General features: G+C 61.4%; 14 protein-coding genes. 5 read left to right on the forward strand and 9 right to left on the reverse strand.

Annotation, left to right across the window (positions count from 1 at the left end; genetic code table 11):
- The first annotated feature begins 34 nt into the window (after positions 1 to 34).
- Both PSH96_RS09580 and PSH96_RS09585 read left to right on the forward strand, forming a co-directional pair.
- Complete coding sequence (locus PSH96_RS09580) at positions 35 to 289, forward strand: hypothetical protein (RefSeq protein WP_123718011.1); 255 nt, start codon at positions 35 to 37, stop codon at positions 287 to 289.
- Between the two features lie 20 nt (positions 290 to 309).
- The gene (locus PSH96_RS09585) at positions 310 to 858 is read left to right on the forward strand and encodes a hypothetical protein (RefSeq protein WP_305458796.1); all 549 of its coding nucleotides are present in this window, start codon (positions 310 to 312) and stop codon (positions 856 to 858) included.
- Positions 859 to 930: 72 nt separating this feature from the next.
- Here the strand turns inward: PSH96_RS09585 and PSH96_RS09590 are convergent, their stop codons facing one another.
- The 6 genes from PSH96_RS09590 to PSH96_RS09615 form a co-directional block, all read right to left on the reverse strand.
- Positions 931 to 2670 carry a dipeptidase gene (locus PSH96_RS09590; RefSeq protein WP_305458798.1) on the reverse strand — a complete coding sequence of 580 codons (1740 nt, stop codon included), beginning with the start codon at positions 2668 to 2670 and terminating at the stop codon, positions 931 to 933.
- Between the two features lie 270 nt (positions 2671 to 2940).
- Entirely contained in the window at positions 2941 to 4158 is a 1218-nt protein-coding gene (locus PSH96_RS09595; protein WP_305458800.1) for a phospholipase D-like domain-containing protein, read from the reverse strand.
- A gap of 55 nt (positions 4159 to 4213) precedes the next feature.
- Positions 4214 to 4861: a MotA/TolQ/ExbB proton channel family protein gene (locus tag PSH96_RS09600; protein WP_069788768.1), complete on the reverse strand. Its 648-nt coding sequence runs from the start codon at positions 4859 to 4861 to the stop codon at positions 4214 to 4216.
- A 25-nt stretch (positions 4862 to 4886) separates the two neighbouring features.
- Positions 4887 to 7172, reverse strand: a complete 2286-nt coding sequence (locus PSH96_RS09605) for a TonB-dependent receptor (RefSeq protein ID WP_305458802.1) — start codon at positions 7170 to 7172, stop codon at positions 4887 to 4889.
- 23 nt (positions 7173 to 7195) lie between these two features.
- Positions 7196 to 7939, reverse strand: a complete 744-nt coding sequence (locus PSH96_RS09610) for an energy transducer TonB (protein ID WP_305458804.1) — start codon at positions 7937 to 7939, stop codon at positions 7196 to 7198.
- A gap of 2 nt (positions 7940 to 7941) precedes the next feature.
- Complete coding sequence (locus tag PSH96_RS09615; RefSeq protein WP_056859640.1) at positions 7942 to 8349, reverse strand: biopolymer transporter ExbD; 408 nt, start codon at positions 8347 to 8349, stop codon at positions 7942 to 7944.
- 190 nt (positions 8350 to 8539) lie between these two features.
- Between PSH96_RS09615 and PSH96_RS09620 the strand changes: the two genes are divergently transcribed.
- Positions 8540 to 9094 carry a GNAT family N-acetyltransferase gene (locus tag PSH96_RS09620; RefSeq protein ID WP_305458806.1) on the forward strand — a complete coding sequence of 185 codons (555 nt, stop codon included), beginning with the start codon at positions 8540 to 8542 and terminating at the stop codon, positions 9092 to 9094.
- The gene (locus PSH96_RS09625; protein WP_305458808.1) at positions 9091 to 10665 is read left to right on the forward strand and encodes an alkaline phosphatase; all 1575 of its coding nucleotides are present in this window, start codon (positions 9091 to 9093) and stop codon (positions 10663 to 10665) included. Before PSH96_RS09620 ends, PSH96_RS09625 begins: the two co-directional genes overlap by 4 nt.
- On the opposite strand, the gene PSH96_RS09630 is transcribed toward PSH96_RS09625, so the two are convergent.
- Positions 10662 to 11288, reverse strand: a complete 627-nt coding sequence (locus PSH96_RS09630) for an alanyl-tRNA editing protein (RefSeq protein WP_305458810.1) — start codon at positions 11286 to 11288, stop codon at positions 10662 to 10664. The two genes, PSH96_RS09625 and PSH96_RS09630, sit on opposite strands and share 4 nt — an antisense overlap.
- A gap of 89 nt (positions 11289 to 11377) precedes the next feature.
- Between PSH96_RS09630 and PSH96_RS09635 the strand changes: the two genes are divergently transcribed.
- Positions 11378 to 12310 carry a LysR family transcriptional regulator gene (locus tag PSH96_RS09635; RefSeq protein WP_305458812.1) on the forward strand — a complete coding sequence of 311 codons (933 nt, stop codon included), beginning with the start codon at positions 11378 to 11380 and terminating at the stop codon, positions 12308 to 12310.
- 111 nt (positions 12311 to 12421) lie between these two features.
- Here the strand turns inward: PSH96_RS09635 and PSH96_RS09640 are convergent, their stop codons facing one another.
- Both PSH96_RS09640 and PSH96_RS09645 read right to left on the reverse strand, forming a co-directional pair.
- Positions 12422 to 12829: a PA2817 family protein gene (locus PSH96_RS09640; RefSeq protein ID WP_305458814.1), complete on the reverse strand. Its 408-nt coding sequence runs from the start codon at positions 12827 to 12829 to the stop codon at positions 12422 to 12424.
- A 75-nt stretch (positions 12830 to 12904) separates the two neighbouring features.
- On the reverse strand, positions 12905 to 15352 hold the full coding sequence (locus PSH96_RS09645) for an acyl-CoA dehydrogenase (RefSeq protein ID WP_305458816.1): 2448 nt from the start codon (positions 15350 to 15352) through the stop codon (positions 12905 to 12907).
- Between the last annotated feature and the right edge of the window lie 143 nt (positions 15353 to 15495).

Below are 15495 nucleotides of genomic sequence, written 5' to 3' on the forward strand. Positions count from 1 at the left end.
GGGCTCGTCACTCAACACGATAGGGACATCACCTGTGAAATATGCAATCTGCGCCACCTTGGCGCTGTTACTGAGCGGCTGTCTGACCATGTCGGGTGAATACACCGTGACGGCTCAGGACGCCTCCGGCGCCCCGTTGACCAAGCTTGGCACCTTCACCGCCGAGGGCCATAACATTTACCCCATACGCAATGCGTTCTGCCTCAATGCGCCGGGGGCGACGGTCATCATTCGCGATGCCCGCACCGGCGAGGAACTGCGCAGCGAAAGCCCTTATCACTGCCGTTAAGCCTCAAAAAAAGGATTTCCATGAGAGCGTTTCTGATCGCAGGCCTGGCCCTGGCCGTGAGTGGCTGCGGCAATATTTCCAATATCCGTGCTTACAATACGGCCTATGTTGAACCCACATCCGGGGATACCGCACGCTTGCGTGTGATCACCAATGGCATGGCGCGCGGCGTGCCGGGCCGTGACTGCATCGACTGGCGTGTGCCTGGCGCCGGGGTGATGGCCGTGTCCGAGTCCGGCTTTGCGGGGCAGAATAATGGCCGCAGCCTGGGCATGCCCGAGAGCAACCGCCGGGTGGAGGCGCAAGGCTCGGCGCGTAGCGAACTGAAGGTGCCGGCGAACAAGCCTTTTGCCATGAACTTCCAGAGTGAGGGTTATGTTTCTGGCGGCAACTCCTATAGCTGCAGGCAGAGCTTTCACTTCACCCCCAAGGCCGGGCAAGATTACGAACTGATCCTGCTGGACGGTGGCCAGTGCCTGATTGCGTTGCAGCGCCTGAACCCGACGGGGAAACCGGAGAATGTGGCGGTGCAGAAGGCCAAGCTGTGCAATGCGATGGATATGTTTTAGGCCGCAAGCAAGACTTGGTTAACCACAACGCCGATCACGATTGATCGGCGTTGTGGTTTATACCTTTGCCTGTCAGAGCTTCGGCAGTTGCCCCACACGGCCGATCATTTCCGTGACGATCTGCAGGTCCAGCAGGAACTGCTCGACGGTCTTGAATTCACCGTCGGTGTGCCCGGTGTACTTCACGCCCGGCTTCGCCAGGCCGAATTGCACGCCATTGGGCAGCTCATGCACGGAGGTCGCACCGGCTGAGGCGCCGAATTTGTGCTCCATGCCGAGGTTTTCGCTGGCCACGGCCAACAGCGCTTTGACCCACTCACCTTCCGGGTTGCGGTACATCGGCTCGGCTACCGAGTAGGTGACGCTCATGGCCACCTGGGTGCGCTTGTCCCAGGCGCTGATTTTCTCTTCGATCTCTGCCTTGAGTTTTTCCGGCGACTTGCCCTTGGGAATGCGCAGGTTCACCGCGAGCTTGAAGGCGTTGGCGTCTTGGCCGACAAAGGTCAGCGAAGTGGTCAGCGGCCCCATGAACGCATCGGAGAAGCCCACGCCCAGCTTGCCGCCCAGGTAATCCAGGCCCCAGTTGTCGGCGGCGTACTGCGCAGCGTCGGTGATGTGGTTGTGGCTGAGGGCGATCTTGCCGTCGACGCTGTGGATCAGCTCCAGCATGCGTGCGACCGGGTTGACGCCGGTTTCCGGCTTGGACGAGTGCGCGGATACACCGGTGACCGTCAGCTTGACCTCTGTGCCCACCACCTTGGCCGCCACTGTGAAGTCGCCACCGTGCTGCCTGGCATATTCATCGCCGGCGTGTTGCAGGCTGGCCGCCAGCTCGGCGGGTTTATCACTGACTAAAGTAGCCACTGACACGGAAGGAATCTGATTGGTGGCCGCGCCGCCGGTCATCGAGATGATTTCTGCGCCTTTGCCGTCACCTTTGCGTACCGGGAAGCTTGCCATGACGGTGCCGTAGCCTTTCTCGGCAATCACCACCGGGTAGCCGCCATCGAGCGCCAGGTTGTAGTGCGGCGTAGGGTTACGCTCGAAGTAGTACGGGATGGCGTCCCCGGACGTTTCCTCGGTGGTGTCCACCAGCAGCTTGAAGTTGCGCGCCAGTGGCAGTTTTTCTTCCTTGATGACCTTCATCGCATACATCGTTACTACGATGCCGTTCTTGTCATCCTCGGTGCCACGGCCGTACATGCGGTCGCCGATCAGGGTGACTTTGAACGGGTCAAGTTGGGTGCCGTCCTTGAGCACCCAGTTTTCCGGGGTCACCGGCACCACGTCGGCGTGGGCGTGAATGCCGACGACTTCATCGCCGCTGCCTTGCAGGGAGATTTCGTAGACGCGGTTGTCGACGTTACGGAAGTTCAGGTTGAAGGCTTTGGCCAGGCCCTGGATCTTATCGGCGATCTTGAGGAATTCCGGGTTCTTGTACTGCGGCAGGCCGTCGATGTTGAACGTCGGGATTTCGACCAGCTCGCGCAGGGTTTCCAGGGCGGCCTTGCCGTACTTCACGCGGGTGTAAATCCCCAGCAAGCGATTGATTTCGTTCTGCTGGTCGGCGCTCAGGGTTTTGTTGGCGAGGAAGGTTTCGATGGCCGGGCCGACGTCGTCGGTTTTTGCCAGGTCGCTCTTGGCCAGAGTGGCGAGGAAACCACGGAAATCGGTGGCCGGGGTTTCGCCAAAGTGCTTGATGATGGCTGTGCTTTGTTCGACGCTGATAGTAGCGGACGCAGGCGTGGCGACGGCCACGAAGCTGGCGGCGAACAGGGTGGCAGCCACCCGTTTCTTGAGTGGAAAGTGCATGGTTAGAAGCATTCCTTTGCAGGCAGTGAGTAAGAGGTTTCTGATCGATCTGTCAGAAACATTTCCACACACTACCATCACCAAGGCCGGGGTAGGGAGCCTCGGTGAGGGAAATATCCTACTCAAGTATCAGGGATGCCCAGTAACCAAATGTGGGAGCTGGCTTGCCTGCGATAGCGGTGGATCAGCAATGAAGTTGTCGACTGACAGTCCGCCATCGCAGGCAAGCCAGCTCCCACACACAGGGGATTACAGTGAAGTAACGGGCGCTCAAGGCTTACCCGGATGCGGCTCCGGATACTGCGCCATCACGTCCAATGCCTTGGCATACGGCCCATCCCACAACTGCTCGTGCAACTGCCCGATGCGCTTGGCCATCGCCGCGTCATGCATCACCACCTCCAAATTGCGCGAGTTATCCAGATACCCGCCCAGCCAATTGCTGGTGCCTACCCAGGCCACTTGCCCGTCGATCTCCATAGTCTTGCTGTGGATCACCCGCGCATAGGGAATAAACCCTTGTTTGGCTGTGGGCAAGGTGACGATCTTGACCTCGACGTTAGGCAGCACGGCCAGGCTTTTGAGGTAGGGCAGTTCCAGCTTGTCGGTGTTCCAGTTGGACACCATCAGCTTGACCGACACACCCCGAGCAGCGGCGGTGCGCACGGCGTTGTCGATCACTGCGTAGTAGGGGCGGGTTTTATCCGGCCCGTAGGACAGCGGTGCATAGTCGAGCAATTGCACGCGCACTTCTTTCTTGGCTTCGCTCAGCAGGCGCGGCAGTTCCAGTTGTGAGTCGCCCACGCCGGGCGGGTTGTAGCGTTGCGGGCTGGCCACCAGGTAGTTGCCGGTGCGCGCAGGCGCCTGGCCCGCAGCGGGCAGTGGCACCGGTTGCTTATCCGCCAAGGCGGCCTGGGCTTGCCAGTCCTGGTTGAAGATCGCCTGCACCTGGCTGACTACGCTGGCATCGCTGATGCGCAGCCCGGTTTCATGGATATGCTCCAGCGAGCGCCAATCGAAATTCTGACTGCCGACAAACGCCTGCTTGCCATCCACCACCATGTATTTGGCGTGGATGATCCCGCCGCTCAACTGCCCATAGGCCAACACGCGAAAGGTCAGGTTGGGAATCGCGCGCAGGCGTTCCAGCGTAGACGCCTGCGATAAGCGAATGCCTTTTTCCTCCAGCAGAAAGCGAATCTTCACACCCCGTTTGCCGGCAGCTTCCAGGTGCTCGATCACCTTGTCCATCACCGAACCGGGATGGTCGGCCGCGTAGAACTGGCCGATATCAATGCTGCTTTTGGCGCCATCAAACAACTCGATCCACACTGGCCCCGGCTGGCGCAGGTCGTCAGTGCCCAGCGCGGTGTCCACCGGCACGGTGTGTACCAGTTCAAACCCTGGAATTGAAAAGTCCGCCTGGGCAAGCGGACTCAACAGAAGGCCGGTCAGGCCTGCGATACGCAACTTCATCGAGAGGGACATAAGCGTCTCATCGGGCAAAAAGAAAGGCGGGCGCATCACGCGCCCGCCCTGAAGGTCATGCCGTGCGGGTGTGCAACGGCGTCGGCACCAGGTGCGGCACTTCACCCTGAACACGGGCGCCGGTCGCCGCGCGAATCAGCAGGATTTTCAGCTGGTCGTTGATGCGCTCCAGGCTGTCCTGGAAGAAGTTGTGGAACACCACGCAGAACAGCGCAATGGCGATACCCAGGCCGGTGGCGAACAAGGCCGTGCCGATACCACCGGAGATCTGGCCCGGGTCGGACACGCCGGCACTGGCCAGCGCCTTGAAGGTGTCGATGATGCCGAGGATGGTGCCCAGCAGGCCCAGCAATGGCGCGGCGGTGGTGATGGTCTCGATGATCCACAGGCTGCGCGACAGCGGCGCACGGGTCTTGAGGTACTGGGTTTCGATTTCATCGTCCAGGTCCTTGCGCGAGCCGTTGGAGGCCTTCTGCGCCAGGATCGGCAGCACCATGTTCAGGGGCAGGCTGTCGCGGCGGGTGAGGCTTTGCGGCAGGTCGCGTTCGCTGTGTACGTTGGCGCCGAGCACGTCGGTCAGGGCGCGGGCCTGGCGGCGCACGTAGGCAAAGTAGATGCCCCGTTCGATGGTGATGAAGATCGCGATCGCCATCGCGGCGTACATCACATAGAAGGTGATTTGGTGCAGCAGGTCCATGTCCATGAGTGTGTTCCTCTCAGGTGATTAATCAGAAATTCGCTTCCAGGGAAACCGTGACGGTACGGTCCAGGCCGACGATGTAGGCCGGGTCGCCATCGCGGAAACCGCTGTAGCTCGCCGCGTTGGTCTTGGTGGTGTACACGCCGTCCAGGTACTTCTTGTCAAACAGGTTGTCGACGTTCAGGCGCAGGGTGGCGTCCTTGACCACTTTCTTGTCCACGGGCAGGTAGATACCGGCGCCGAGGTTGAAAACCGTGCGCGCCGAGATGGCCTCGTCGTTGGTCAGGTCGCCGTAGAGCTTGCTGGTGAACTTGCCGCCGAAGGTGCCGTAGAAGCGCCCGTTGTCATAGCCGATGTTGGCCGCCAGCATGTTGGTCGGCACGTTGGCGAACTGCTTGCCGCTGGTGGGCAATACGATCGGTTTGCCGGCGCTGAAGACGGTCAGGTCATCCTGCTGCTTGGAGCTGGTGTAGGTGTAGGAGGTGTAGTAGTTGAAGTTGTGCGGCAACTTGCCGCTCCACTCCAGTTCCAGGCCTTTGTTGATCACGGTGCCGGCGTTGATGTCGGCCGAATCGCCGTTGCTGTCCAGGGACGTGAGCTGGCGGTTCTTGAACTGCATGTAGAACAGGGTGGCGGCGAGGGTCATGTCTTCGCCGGTGTAACGCCAGCCCAGTTCCTGGTTCCAGCTCAGTTCCGGCTTGGAATCCAGCGAGCCCACGCCTTTGTCGTACAGCACGTAGTTCTGCGGGATACGCATGTTGCGCGACAGGCTGTAGAACAACTGGTCACGCTCGTCGAGCTGGTATTTCAGACCAGCGTTGGGCAGCAACTTGTTGTAGGTCTGGTTGGCCTTGCCCGGTTGCTCAGTGAGGCTGCCGTGGTTGGTGCCCTCACGCTCGACATTCATGTAGGCAAGGCCGGCGATCAGGGTCCAGTCCGAGTTGATGTACCACGTGTCCTGGGCCCAGACTTTTTGCGCCGGTGTCACGGTGTAGCGGTCGCGACCTTGTACGGTGTTGCCGTTGGCGTCGACCACGGAGCTGGCGTCCGGCCAGGTGTCGCTGGGCTTGCCGCTGTTCTTGAGGGCAATGAACGGTTGGGTCTGGCTTTGGCGGGCGCGTTCGTACCAGTAGCCGAATTGCAGGCTGTGGTCGCCCAGGTCCCAGTTCAGCTTGGTGGTGATGCCCGGGCGCCAGGTCTGGGTGCGCGAAGGGCGGTAGTAGACGCCCGTCGTCGCGGAGCCGTCGGCATTGTATTGGGCCTGCGTCGGCAGGTTGCCGAGGTCGAATACGCCGCCTTTGTTGGAGCCGCTGTTGAGCGCATAGGCGGAGGAGCCCACGCCACTGCCGTTGCCGTAGTAGTAATACGGGATCACCGAGAGCGACAGGTTATCGCTCAGCTTGTACTGGGTGTTGAGCACGGCGGTGAAGGTCTGGAACGGGTTCTGTGCCAGGTCGTAGTAGCTGCTGATCTTGCCGTTGGAGCCCAGCGCCGGCTTGGCCGGGTACGGGTCATACTTGCGGCCGAACTGCTGGAACTGCGCCTTGGTCAGCTGGCTGTAACTGTTGTTGTCCTGCTCGTGGTACTTGAGGATCAGGTTGGCGGTGTTGCCGTTGCCGGCGTCGAAAAAGCTGTTCCACTCCACCTTGTCCGCACGCACCGCGCCCGAGCCGCGCCACATCTGGCCTTCGGTGTGGGAGGCCGACAGCCAGTTGGAGAGGCCGTTGACTTCACCGGTGTTCAGGCGCGCGAAGGTCTTGCGGGTGGCGTTGCTGCCCACCACTTGTTTGACGAACGCACCGGTTTCCTTGGTCGGTCGAATCGTCACGATACCGATGTTGCCGCCGCTGGAACCGATGTGCGGGCCGTCGGCTTCCGACGAGCCCTGGGTGACGAAGATCTGGTCGATGTTTTCCGGATCGCCCAACAAGTTGGAATACAGCGCGTAGTTGCCGGAGTCATTGATCGGCATGCCATCCACCGACATACCGACCTGGTCTGAGTTCATGCCGCGCATAGTGAAGCGAAAGCCCGACAGACCGGTGTTGTCCTCACTGGAGATGTTCAGGCCCGGCGTGTACTTGAGCTTGTCGATGGCGTTGCCGGTGGCGGTTTGCTTGTCCAGCGCCTCCTTGGTGATGGTCGAGCGGCCCTTGGCGCTCTCTTCCTGGACCATGTAACCGCCCCCCGCGGTCGCCTTGCCTCCCTGAACTCCGATCGTGCCGACGTCACTGTCGTTGGTAGCTGCCATGACCACTGCGTGGGTCATGCTCGTCGCGGCAACGAGTGCCAGATGAATACGTGTGAACCTCATCACTGTCGTCCTGGTGTCGGTGCTTATTGCACGCTGTAGTTGAAGGTGGCGGTGAAGCGTTGTTCGTTACGTCCACCGAAGGCTTGTTCGGGGAACGGCTTGACCTGCTTGATGCGGCGCAGGCTATTGGTAGCGGCCCGATTGAGCAGCATGCTCGGCGCCGGGGTCTGGATCCCGGCATCAAGGACGCGGCCTTGCCGATCCACCATCAACCACACCACCACCTCGCCACTGGGGCGTTCGAGGGACGCCTGGCGCCCGGTGGGGTATTGCTTGTACGTGTCCAGCTCGTTGCGCAGCCCCTTGAGGTAACCGCCTTCCAGTGCCTGGCCATCCACTTTGGGCGGTGCCGGTGGCGCGGGCGGCGCAGGTGTCGGCGCAACGGCGGCCTGTACCGGCTTGGCCGCGACGGGTGCGACGGGTGCGACTGGCGCTGGCGTGGGCGTCGGTTTGGCGGCCACCACGGGCTTGGGTTTAGGCACCGGCTTGGGCTTGGGTTCAGGTTTTGGCAAGGGCTTGGGCGGTGGCGGCGGCGGGGCGGGTTCGGCCTCTTCGTCCTCGATCACCGGCGGTGGCGGCTCTTGCTCGACCACAGGCTCGGGAACCACTTCAGGCTCCGGCTCGACCAGGGCCAGCTCGACCGCCGACTCGTCGTACTGCGGCTGGATTTTCAACGGTTGGGACTGGATACCCAGTGCAATCAGCACCAGGGCGATCAGGGCCGGGACACTGCCCAGCAGCTGACGCGCACGAAACAGTACATACATGATCAAGACTTACGTGTGGCAATGGACACGGAGGTAAAGCCACCCAGGCGCAGGGTGTCCATGACTTCCACCAGGCGCGAAACCTCCACACCTTTGTCGCTGTTGACGATGATGGTCGACTTGGTATCAGGCTTTTCTGCGGCCTTAAGCGTCGGCACCAGAGCGTCGACCGTGAGGTCCTTGCCGTCGAGTTGCAGCTGGCCTTGCAGGCCCAGGGTCAGAATGAATTTATTCTGCGGTTTGAGTTGTTGCGAACTGCTGGCGCTGGGCAATTGGGTCTTCATGCCGAGCGCCGGAATCACGTTCAAACTCACCAGTACGAAAAACACCAGGAGGAACATCATCACGTCGATCATGGGGATCAACTCAATGTGTGCCTTGCGTTTCTTGGGTTCATCCCAGGTTCTCATTCTGTTACCCCGTCGTTGAATTAGGGGCGACACGCTAACAACCAAAAATGACCGAATGGTTAACTTTAATTGACGTTTTAAAGGCTCTAGAACGCGTCTTTCAGAGTTTTAACCGGGCACTTTGATGACGTAATGCAATTGACACGAAGGCAGTACACTCTGGAAGAATTTACTTGAAGAGCTGCCGCGTATGCCCACTGCACTGCCTCAATTGTCGACCCCGCGACTGCTATTGCGCGCACTGGAAATGGACCAGGCCGAGGTGCTTTTCATGCTCGCCAATGGGCCGAAGATTGCTGACAACACGGCCAACATTCCGTCGCCCTATACCTTGGAAACTGCGCAGGGTTTTATCGCCGCGGCCGCCGACAAATATCGGGCGGGCGAGGTGTTGAACCTGGGAATGCATGTGCGTGAAACCGGTGAGTTGGTTGGCATAGTCAGCCTGCGCCTTAACGCTCGTCATCACGCAGGGCATTTGGGCGGCTGGGTCGCGGCGCATGCTCGTAACCTGGGGTATGCCGCTGAGGCGGCGAGCGCGATGATGGGCTTTGGCTTCACCGAGCTTGGGCTGCAGCGGGTAGGCAGCCAATGCTTTGGCCGCAACAAGGAATCGGCGCGGGTCATGCAGAAAATCGGCCTGCGCTATGAAGGCTGCCTGCGTCAGGCGTTTCTCAAAAATGGCGTGTACGAAGACCTGCTGGGCTTTGCCACCGTGCGTGAGGACTGGGAGCGCGCGTTGTGAGTGAGGCAGTGGACCACGGCAGGCGGCGAGTCCTTACCGGGCTGGCGGTCGCTACCGCGTTTTCAATTCTCAGCCCGTTTGCGCGCAGTGCCGGGGTGGAGTACCCGTTCACCCTCGGCGTGGCCTCGGGCGACCCGCTGCCGGATGGTTTTGTGATCTGGACGCGCCTGGCGCCGTTGTTCAATGCAGCCGATGGCAGCGGTGGGCTGAAGCGCGCGGTGCCGGTGCGCTGGCGGGTGGCCAGTGATGCGGCGATGACGCGCATCGTGAAGCAGGGCGAAGTCTTGGCGACCGAGCGATTCGCCCATTCGGTGCATATTGAAGTGGCCGGGCTTGCGGCGGGCCGGCCGTATTGGTACCAGTTCGAAGGCCTCGGCGCCCAGAGCCCGGTGGGCCAGGCACGTACCACGCCACCTTGGCAGGCGATGGCCTCGGCTCGGCTGGGGTTTGTGTCCTGCTCGCATTGGGAGCGCGGTTACTTCAGCGCCTATCGCCATTTAGCCGCAGAGCAACCCGACCTGGTGTTTTTTCTCGGGGACTACATCTACGACAGCTCTTACGCCGCCGACTCGGGGAAAGTCTTTCGGCCCCACGGCAGCGGCAACGCGGTGAGCTTGAGCGACTACCGCAACCGCTACGCGCTGTACAAAACCGATCCGGACCTGCAAGCCCTGCACGCCGCAGCGCCCAGCGTGGCAACCTGGGATGACCACGAAGTGCAGAATGACTACGCCAACCGCTGGTCCCAGGACCCGAAGATTCCCGTGGCGCAATTTCTCCAGCAACGGGCGGCGGCGTACCAGGCGTTTTACGAGCACATGCCACTGCGCGCCAGTAGCGTGCCGAAGGGGCCGGACATGCGCATTTATCGGCGGCTGGACTATGGCCGACTGGCGCGTTTTCACGTGTTGGATGGGCGCCAGTATCGCTCCGAGCAACCCTGCATCCAGGCCAACGGCAGCCATCAGGGGCATATCGCCGCCAACACTTGCAGCGACCTGCGCGACCTCGGTCGCACCATGCTCGGCTGGCAACAGGAGGCCTGGCTGGACCAGGGGTTCGCCCAATCAAAAGCACAGTGGAATGTGATCGCCCAGGACTTGCTGGTGGCGCCTTTGCTCCAGCGCGACCTGACCAGCCACAAGGTAGGCCATTGGACTGATGGTTGGGACGGCTACGTGGCCAACCGTTCACGCATGCTCGCGTCCATCGAGCGTCACAAGGTCAGCAACCCGGTGTTCTGGGGCGGTGATATCCACTCGTTCTGGACCACCGACCTGCATGCCGATGCCAACAACCCGGATTCGCCAGTGATCGCCACTGAGTTTGTCGGCAGTTCGGTGACCTCTGATGGCCCGCCCTTTGAGGCGTTCAGCAAGATCCTGCCGCTTAATCCGCATGTGAAGTTTTTCGACAGCCGCCAGCGTGGGTATGTGTCGGTAGAGCTTGCGGCTCAGAAGATGCTGACGAACTTTCGGGTGATAACTGACCCGCGCGATCCCAACGCCACGGTGTCGACCCTCAAGTCGTTTGTGGTGGAGCCGGGGCGGGCGGGGGCGATTGCTGTTTAGTCGAGGCTATAACGCACCGACAGCGCGCCTTTTTTCTCCGACAAGGCCAGGATGGTCACCTGGCCCAGTTCGCTCAACGCTTGCACATGGGTGCCGCCGCAGGCGTAGGCGGGCAGTTCGCCGAAACCCACTTCGCGGGCGCCGTCTTCCAGGGTCATATGGCGCGGGTAGTCGGCGGCGATCCATTGGTTGACCTGTTGCTGGATCGCCTCGGCGTCGATGGCCTGGGCCATTTCGCCACGGATAAAGGTGATTTTGCACTCGCCCGGCCAGTGGTGGGCTTTGATCGGCATCCAACCGAAGCTTTCTCCCGCATTGCCGATCAGGTGCCCGGCCGAATGCAGGCGCGTGTACAGGGCGCGGCGTTGTTCGTCGACCCGTGCGCTGATCGGGCCGGGCTGCACAGGCTGGTCCACGTAATGCACCACACGGTCAGCCTCCTGGGTCACGCGCAGCACCTGGCTGTCGCCCAGCCAACCGGTATCAAAGGGTTGCCCGCCGCCTTGGGGATGAAAAATCGTCGATTGCAGGGTGACCGCGAACAGGCCTTCGTGGGGTGTGCAGCTCAGCACTTCAAGCTCGGCGGTCAGGTGGTCGTGGGTGAAAAACAGGCGCTCGGTCATCATTTACATCCGCATCAGGGTTCTGCGGGCAGTATAAATAGTGCGCAGATGGGTGATAATCCGTTCAATTATCAATGGACCTGTGCGTGATGAGCATCAATCTTCCCTTGCCACTGCTGGGTGAAATGGCGATTTTCGTCAAAGTCGTGGAGACCGGCAGTTTCTCCGAAGCGGCGCGACAGCTGAGCGTTTCGCCCTCGGCGGTGAGCCGCAGTATCTCGCGCCTCGAACAGGCTCTGGCCACTCGCTTGCTGCAACGCACCACGCGTAAATTGCGCTTGAGCGAGGGCGGCGAAGAAGTGTTCAAGCGTTGCCAGGAGATGGTCAATGCGGCGCGCTCGGTAATGGAAATCAGCGGCCAGTTCACCCATGAAGCCGAAGGCCTGGTGCGGGTCAGCGTGCCCAAGGCGGTGGGCCGGTTTGTGGTGCACCCGCATATGCCGGAGTTCTTGCGGCGCTACCCCAAAGTGGATGTGCAGTTGATCCTGGAAGACCGGCATGTGGACCTGATCGACGACAATGTCGACCTCAGCATCCGCATCACCGACAGCCCGCCGCCGGGTTTGGTCGGCCGCCAACTGTTGCCCATCGAGCACTTGCTGTGTGCCACGCCGCAGTACCTGGCCGCGCAGGGTATGCCTGAACATCCCCATGATTTGCTGGAGCACAGCTGCATTTACTTGGGGGAAACGCCGGGGGACTCACGCTGGAAGTTTCGTCAGGGCGCCAAGGCGGTGACCGTGGGCGTGCGCGGGCGCTACGCCGCGAACCACACCGGCGTGCGCCTGGATGCGGTGTTGCAGCATGTGGGGATCGGCAGCTTGCCGTACTTCACGGCACGCCACGCCTTGGAGGCGGGGAACCTGGTGCAGGTATTGCCCGAGTGGGATTTTATTGCGTCCTACCATGGCGAGGCGTGGTTGCTGCATTCGCCCACGCGGTATCTGCCCCCGAAGTTGCGGGTGTTTATTGATTATCTGGTGGAGTGTATGGCGAAGGAGCCGACATTGCGCCGCCGCTGATTGTGGGCGCTGGCTTATGGGGGAGCTGGCTTGCCTGCGATGGTATCGCCTCGGTTTAACTGACAGACCGAGTCGCCTGCATCGCAGGCAAGCCAGCTCCCACATTTAAAATCAGTGCTTGCTCTGATCCAACGGCATGGCCAGCAGTTGCTTTTCCTGGTTCCAGTCGAACGGCTCATCGTTCTGTTCGGCTTCAAAGCGACGTTCTTCCAGGGCCTGGTACAGGTCCAGTTCTTCATCGGGCATAAAGTGCAGGCAATCACCGCCGAAGAACCACAGCAGGTCGCGAGGCACCAAGTGGGCGATTTGCGGGTAACGCAGGATGACCTGGCTCATCAGGTCCTGGCCCAGGTACTGGCTTTCGATCGGGTCGATCGGCAGCAGGGCGCGCAATTCGTCGAAGCGCTCCAGGAACAGGGTATGGCTTTCCTCGGGCACCTGTTCGGCTTCGCCGACGGCAACCAGGATGCTGCGCAAGTGGTCGAGCAAGACGAGATGATCGGCAACGACGTTGGACACGAGATAAGTCCTCTAAAGCAAAAACGGGCGCGAGAGTATATAGCTCACGCGCCCGTTTTTATATGACCGCCTGACTCAGCGGATTTTACCCTCGGCCTGGGTCAGTTCTTCCTTGCTGAAATCATCCACATCGATCACCTTGCGGCGCGCGGCTTCGGCGTCGCGCAGGGTTTGCGCTTCGGCCGGTTGCAACACGCCCGCGTGCAACGCCGCGTCGATGGCGTGTTCGCCGGCGGCCGGTTTGACCTGGCCGCTTTTGAGCGCCGTGTGGAGTTTTTTCTGCAAGGGGTGGCTGGCACCCAGCAGGTCGTAGGCATGTTGCAGGGCACCCACCGGGTCTTCTGCCGATTGCGGGCGATAGCAACCCGCCAGCAACTCTTCCAGGGTCGGGTCGCCCTTGGCACGGCCAATCACCGCAGCCACTTCGGCGTCCAGCGCATCGGACGGCCCGGTATGACGACGGCCGAACGGGAACACGATCACCCGCAGCAGGCAACCGAGGACCTTGTTCGGGAAGTTGCTCAGCAATTCATCCAGGGCACGTTCCGACTCACCGAGGCTTTCTTCCATGGCCCAGGCGAACAGCGGCTCCAGGTGATCCGGCGAGTCCAGGTCGTGATAACGCTTGAGCGCCGCCGAGGCCAGGTACATATGGCTCAGCACATCACCCAGGCGCGCCGACAGGCGTTCGCGGCGTTTCAGCTCGCCACCCAGCAACATCATGCTGAGGTCGGCGAGCAGGGCGAACGCGGCAGCCTGACGGTTCAATGCACGGAAATAACCTTGGCTCAAACGGTTTCCCGGGGCTTTTTCAAAGTGCCCGAAGCCGAGGTTCAACACCAACGTGCTGGCAGCGTTACTGACGGCGAAGCCGATATGTTGCATCAGCAGGCCATCAAACTCCTTGAGCGCCTGGTCATGGTCTTCACGGCCGGCCAGCGCCATCTCCTTGAGCACAAACGGATGGCAGCGGATTGCGCCCTGGCCAAAGATCATCAGGTTGCGCGACAGGATATTCGCGCCTTCGACCGTGATGAAGATCGGCGCGCCTTGCCAGTTGCGGCCCAGGTAATTGTTGGGGCCCATGATAATGCCCTTGCCGCCATGCACATCCATAGCGTGGCTGATGCATTCGCGGCCGCGCTCGGTGAGGTGGTACTTGAGGATCGCCGACAACACCGAGGGTTTTTCGCCCAGGTCGACGGCATTGGCGGTGAGCATGCGCGCGCTGTCCATCAGCCAGGCGTTGCCGCCGATGCGCGCCAGGGCTTCCTGGATACCTTCAAAGGCCGACAGCGGCACGTTGAACTGCTCGCGCACCTGGGCGTACTGGCCGGTCACCAGACTGGTGAACTTGGCCGCGCCGGTGCCGACCGCAGGCAGGGAGATCGAACGGCCGACCGACAGGCAGTTCATCAGCATCATCCAGCCCTTGCCGAGCATCTCCTGGCCACCGATAAGGAACTCCAGAGGGATGAACACGTCCTTGCCGGAGTTGGGGCCGTTCATGAACGCGGCGCCCAGCGGCAGGTGGCGACGGCCGATTTCGACGCCGGGCGTGTCGGTGGGGATCAGCGCCAGGCTGATGCCCAGGTCTTCTTCCTCACCCAACAAGTGGTCCGGGTCATGGGCCTTGAAGGCCAGACCCAGCAGGGTCGCGACCGGGCCAAGGGTGATGTAGCGTTTTTCCCAGTTCAGGCGCAGGCCTAGAGTTTCCTTGCCTTCCCATTCACCTTTGCAGATCACGCCGGTGTCGGGCATGGCGCCAGCGTCGGAGCCCGCGAGTGGGCCGGTAAGCGCGAAGCACGGGATGTCGTCACCACGGGCCAGGCGCGGCAGGTAGTGGTTGCGTTGTTCGTCGGTGCCGTAATGCAGCAGCAGCTCGGCTGGGCCGAGGGAGTTGGGGACCATCACGGTGGAGGCGAGGTCGCCGCTGCGGGTGGCGAGTTTCATCGCGACCTGGGAGTGAGCATAGGCCGAGAAGCCCTTGCCGCCATATTCCTTGGGGATGATCAGCGCGAAGAAACCATGGGTCTTGATGTGCTCCCAGGCGGCGGGCGGCAGGTCCATGGCCTGGCCGATTTCCCAGTCACTGACCATCGCGCAGAGCTCTTCGGTAGGGCCGTCGATAAACGCTTGTTCTTCTTCGGTCAGTTGCGCCTTGGGATAGGCCAGCAACTTGTCCCAATCGGGGCGGCCGCTGAACAGTTCGCCGTCCCACCACACGGTGCCGGCATCGATGGCGTCGCGCTCGGTCTCGGACATCGGCGGCAGGACTTTCTGGAACCAGCTGAACAGCGGCTTGGTGAAGTATTGGCGACGCAGGTCGGGCAGCAACAGGGGCACGGCCACGGCGGCGATCAGCACCCAGAAGATGACCAGCAGCCAACCCGGTGCATGGCTCCAGGCGCCCATCGCCAGCAGGTAGACGGCGACCACGCCCAGCGCGGGCAGGGGCGCGGTGCGGCGGTGTGCCAGGTAGGCAATGCCGACCACCAGAACCAGTATCCACAACAACAGCATATTCAATCCTCCGTGAAACCAAGGGCGAAACCACCATGGAGCTTAGTCGGCATCCGAAAAAGCGCGGTGGCGAGGGTGTAACGAGTTGTGCTGGCGCACGCCGACATTTGGCCGAATCGTCGTTATCTCTATGGCCGACCTGT

This window comes from Pseudomonas sp. FP2338 (assembly GCF_030687515.1).
Lineage (GTDB): Bacteria > Pseudomonadota > Gammaproteobacteria > Pseudomonadales > Pseudomonadaceae > Aquipseudomonas > Aquipseudomonas salomonii.

What these genes read in the sequence shown, in the direction of transcription:
- PSH96_RS09645 (WP_305458816.1), bottom strand. Translation starts at nt 15,352, where the DNA reads ATGCTGTTGTTGTGGATACTGGTTCTGGTGGTCGGCATTGCCTACCTG.
- PSH96_RS09585 (WP_305458796.1), top strand. Translation starts at nt 310, where the DNA reads ATGAGAGCGTTTCTGATCGCAGGCCTGGCCCTGGCCGTGAGTGGCTGC.
- PSH96_RS09605 (WP_305458802.1), bottom strand. Translation starts at nt 7,172, where the DNA reads ATGAGGTTCACACGTATTCATCTGGCACTCGTTGCCGCGACGAGCATG.
- PSH96_RS09600 (WP_069788768.1), bottom strand. Translation starts at nt 4,861, where the DNA reads ATGGACATGGACCTGCTGCACCAAATCACCTTCTATGTGATGTACGCC.
- PSH96_RS09620 (WP_305458806.1), top strand. Translation starts at nt 8,540, where the DNA reads ATGCCCACTGCACTGCCTCAATTGTCGACCCCGCGACTGCTATTGCGC.
- PSH96_RS09630 (WP_305458810.1), bottom strand. Translation starts at nt 11,288, where the DNA reads ATGACCGAGCGCCTGTTTTTCACCCACGACCACCTGACCGCCGAGCTT.
- PSH96_RS09595 (WP_305458800.1), bottom strand. Translation starts at nt 4,158, where the DNA reads ATGTCCCTCTCGATGAAGTTGCGTATCGCAGGCCTGACCGGCCTTCTG.
- PSH96_RS09610 (WP_305458804.1), bottom strand. Translation starts at nt 7,939, where the DNA reads ATGTATGTACTGTTTCGTGCGCGTCAGCTGCTGGGCAGTGTCCCGGCC.
- PSH96_RS09635 (WP_305458812.1), top strand. Translation starts at nt 11,378, where the DNA reads ATGAGCATCAATCTTCCCTTGCCACTGCTGGGTGAAATGGCGATTTTC.
- PSH96_RS09590 (WP_305458798.1), bottom strand. Translation starts at nt 2,670, where the DNA reads ATGCACTTTCCACTCAAGAAACGGGTGGCTGCCACCCTGTTCGCCGCC.
- PSH96_RS09615 (WP_056859640.1), bottom strand. Translation starts at nt 8,349, where the DNA reads ATGAGAACCTGGGATGAACCCAAGAAACGCAAGGCACACATTGAGTTG.